Source organism: Rhizobium sp. M1, assembly GCF_002531805.1.
In the GTDB taxonomy this organism is placed as follows: Bacteria; Pseudomonadota; Alphaproteobacteria; order Rhizobiales; family Rhizobiaceae; genus Rhizobium; species Rhizobium etli_C.
The window spans coordinates 1-1,589 of sequence record NZ_NWSW01000101.1 but is presented as its reverse complement, the minus strand read 5'-3'; the positions used below and the strand labels follow the sequence as shown (position 1 = coordinate 1,589).

Annotated in this window: 1 protein-coding gene and 1 pseudogene; both read left to right on the top strand. The window is 63.2% G+C overall.

Features of this window, described 5'->3' with window-relative positions; translation table 11 throughout:
* Positions 1–150 precede the first annotated feature (150 nt).
* A complete protein-coding gene (locus tag CO655_RS33070; protein ID WP_097667970.1) occupies positions 151–1,314 on the top strand; it encodes a Gfo/Idh/MocA family oxidoreductase in 1,164 nt (387 codons plus the stop codon).
* Positions 1,315–1,325: 11 nt separating this feature from the next.
* Positions 1,326–1,589, top strand: a pseudogene (locus CO655_RS33065) (sugar phosphate isomerase/epimerase); the annotation flags it as partial.

Below are 1,589 nucleotides of genomic sequence, written 5' to 3'. Positions count from 1 at the left end.
CGCCGTCAACGAAAATGTAATCGTTGACATCGAGTTTTTTGTGATGTTGTATACGTTAACATCGCAAAATGGGCGATCGAGCCCTCGCGGCTCGCAGGGATCTGGAACAGGGCACCGGCGCATGCGCGGCCCGCCATTGGAGGCTTATCAGTGAAGAAGTTGAACGTTGCGCTCATCGGCACCGGCTTTATGGGCAAGGCCCATTCCATCGCCACCGCGGTCGTGCCGATCCTGTTCGGGTCCCCCGTCGACATCGAGCGCAAGGTGGTCGTCGATATCGACGAGGAACTGGCGCAGAATGCTGCCAAGCAGTACGGCTTTGCCGAATACGCGACCGATTGGCGCCAGGTCGTCTCGCGCCCCGACATCGATATCGTCGACATCTGCACCCCCAACAGCACCCATGCCGAGATTGCCATTGCCGCCGCCAAGGCGGGCAAGCACATCATGTGCGAAAAGCCGATGTCGATGACGGTGGCCGAGGCCGAAGCGATGCTGGCGGCCGCCAACGAGAGCGGCGTGGTGACGATGGTATCCTACAACTATCGCCACACGCCCGCCCTGCAGATGGCCAAGCGCCTGATCGACGAGGGCCGCATCGGCGACATCCTGACCTTCCGCGGCTACTATCTTCAGGACTGGGGCGCCGACCCGGAAAAGCCGCTCTCCTGGCGCTTCAACAAGGCGCTGGCCGGCTCCGGCACGCTTGGCGACATCGGCACCCATGTGATCGATGCCGCACGCCTGCTCGTCGGTGAATTCGAGCAGGTGAACGCCATCGTCAAGACCTTCATCCCTGAACGCCCGCTGCCGGCCGGCCGCTTCTTCGGTCCGAGCGGGGCGGCCTCCTCGGAAAAGGGCAAGGTCGACGTCGACGACACCGCGCTGACGATGATCAAGTTTGCAGGCGGGGCGCACGGCACGATCGAAGTGACGCGCAATTCCTGGGGCCATCATAACCAGCTCGGCTTCGAGATCCACGGGACCCGCGGCTCGATCGCCTTCGACTACCAGCGCCTCAACGAACTGCGGGTCGCCTTTGCCGACGATCCGGCCGACGCCTTCGGCTTCCGCACCATCTATTCCGGCCCGAACCAGCCCTTCGGCGACAAGCTGTGGCCGGTGGCCGGCATGGGGCAGGGCTACATCGATATCAAATCGATCGAATGGTACAACTTCCTGCAGGCCATCGCCGACAACAAGCCGGCTTCACCCGACTTCCGGGATGGCGTGCAGATCGAGCGCATCGCCGAAGCCATTCTCGTCTCCGGGCAGAACGGCGCCTGGGAAACCATCAAGCAATCCGCCGCCTGAGGGAGCCTTCGATGACGATCAAGCTCGCAATGCACACCTGGCCCTATGCAAGCAACCCGACATGGCTGCCGGCCTATACGCTTGAGGAAACCATCCGCCGCGTCAAGAAGATCGGCTATGACGCCATCGAGATCGGCGCCGCCAGCCCGCATGTCTTTCCGCCGACGCTGAGCCCGCAACGGCGCAAGGATCTCGGCCGGATGCTGAAGGACTACGAGCTCGAACTGGCCGCCATGCTGCCGGCCCATGGCGGCGGCCCCGGCAACAACGTCGCC